Genomic DNA, 2,255 nt, shown 5'->3' on the forward strand with positions numbered 1-2,255 from the left:
CAAAATGAGCTTGCAAAACCTGAGCCAGTACCAGAAATATCAGATCTTTTTGCACAAGTAAAAATAGATAAAACGCCTAAAAAAAAGCCTGAAGAGAATAAAGAGTTAAATGCATTGGAAAAAGAGATTTTAGAGCGAAAAGATGTCCCCCGTTTGTCGGATAAAATCAAATCAATTAAAATTCTTAAAGGTGGTTCTACTGGACCAATGGTTGATAAATACTATGCGATGATTTTTGCATTTGTTAGTCAAAATTTCAATCCTCCTCTCGGTACGGTAGGTAATAAAGCAACTGTTGTTCTTGTATTGAGCCCTTCTGGAAAATTACGCAGTTTTAAGATATTGTATTCTTCTAAAAACCAGATGTTTGATGAAGAGGTAGATCGTCTTAAGGATAAAATGGCGAAATTGAATTTGCCTGCTCATCCTGATGGGGATGAGAGTGAATTAAGATTTGAATTAATGAAAACACTAAAGGAATAATATGATAAAGCGGTTTTTATATTTTTTGATATTGCCACTGTATTTATTTGCAGTTGATGCAACATTTGTTGTAGATAAAAAAGAAGATAGCTTTCCTATTTTAGCTATTGAGGATTCATCGCCACAAACTACAGACATGTCTCAAAATTTCTCACAAATGTTAGTGGAAGATATGAAGGTAGTTTCACTTTTTAGCGTTGATAAGAGTTATGCATTGGCAGAATTTGATGCAACTTCTCCTGCCCCTGTACATAAAGAGACTCAGTATCTTCTTCGTTATCGCTTAGTAAACGACGGTGCAGGTGGAGTGAAAGCAGATGTAAAACTTCTTCAAGACGGCAATACTTTTTTCATCAAAAGCTATGTATTAAAGCAAAGTGAAATGTTGGTTTTTCTCTCTCATGCTGTTGCGTATGATATTAATGCAAAACTTGGGGGTTCTCCGATTGATTGGATCAAACGTAAAGTGCTATTCGTCAGACTAACAAGTCCAAGACACTCTGAAATTGTCGCATCTGACTATACTCTTTCGTATCAACGTGTTATTTTAAAAGGGGGAATGTACGGATTTGCAAAATGGGCTAACCGTGAGCAGACCGATTTTTATTACACGTCACTTTCTGATTTTAAGCCAACAATTTACAAAATGAATTTGGTCGGCGGGAACAAGCAAAAGATTATTAGTTCAGATGGTATGGCAGTATGTTCAGATGTGAGTGACGATGCTAAACGTCTTTTATTGACATTGGCACCTAACGGTCAGCCGGATATTTATCTCTATGAGACCGTATCTGATAATAAAACGCGTATAACCGATTATTCGGGAATTGATGTCAATGGTCAGTTTATGGGTGATGGTTCAATCGCATTTGTCTCGAATCGTTTTGGATACCCAAATATTTTTTCAACACGTCTCAATAGTAGTGCCGTTACACAATTGGTGTATCAGGGTAAAAGTAATTCTTCACTGAGTTCGTATAAAAATTTTTTAGTGTATAAAGCACGTGAAAACAGTGCCGGATATGGTGGTAATGCTTTCAATTTGCATTTACTTTCTTTAAACTCAGGAAGTATAAAACGTCTTACGGCAAGTGGAGAAAATGATTTTCCACGATTTTCTCCTGATGGGGAAGCGATTTTGTACATTAAACAAGAAGGTTCACGCAGTTCGATCGGAGTGATTCGGTTCGGAGTTGATAAAAATTTTGCATTTCCACTAAAAATAGGGCGTATTCAATCGATTGATTGGTAATGTTAATAGTTTTTCGATAAAATTACACTATCAAAAATCATAAGGTGACGACAATGATGAAAAATATCGCTTTTTTAAGCGCAACAGTGGCAATGCTTATTTTGAGCGGATGTAGCACAAAAGAGCCTGTAGTCGATGCAACGACTAAAAACAGTGGAAATTCTGTAGGAACGAGTGTGGCTCCTGCTGTAGCTGTTACAGCTACTGATTCTAATGCGGTAATTGCTCCAATTACGAATGCAAGTGCTACGGATACTTCTGTAGTAGCATCAAATGGTATGAATGGTTCAGATGCTCAGCTTGTGAGTATTTTGTTTGATTACGATAAGTTTGATATTCGTGAAAATATGCAAGAAGCAATGACAAAAAATGCTCTTTTAGTGAAAGAAAAAACGATTAAGCTTGAAGGAAATTGCGATGAATTCGGAAGTGATGAGTATAATTTCGCTCTTGGTTTAAAACGTGCTACAGCTGTTAAAGCAGTATTGGTGAATAGGGGTATAAACGCTGATTCTATTAG

General features: G+C 36.3%; 3 protein-coding genes. All 3 read left to right on the forward strand.

The annotated features are described in order from the left end of the window. Positions 1-483, forward strand: a 483-nt coding sequence (locus tag WA010_RS12505; RefSeq protein ID WP_422557449.1) for a TonB C-terminal domain-containing protein, incomplete at its 5' end; no start/stop codon positions are given. A gap of 1 nt (position 484) precedes the next feature. Next, positions 485-1,735: a Tol-Pal system protein TolB gene (tolB, locus tag WA010_RS12510; RefSeq protein ID WP_422557450.1), complete on the forward strand. Its 1,251-nt coding sequence runs from the start codon at positions 485-487 to the stop codon at positions 1,733-1,735. A 53-nt stretch (positions 1,736-1,788) separates the two neighbouring features. Beyond that, the coding region (locus WA010_RS12515; RefSeq protein ID WP_422557451.1) for an OmpA family protein at positions 1,789-2,255 on the forward strand (467 nt) is incomplete at its 3' end.

It is taken from the genome of Sulfuricurvum sp., assembly GCF_049305995.1.
GTDB lineage: Bacteria > Campylobacterota > Campylobacteria > Campylobacterales > Sulfurimonadaceae > Sulfuricurvum.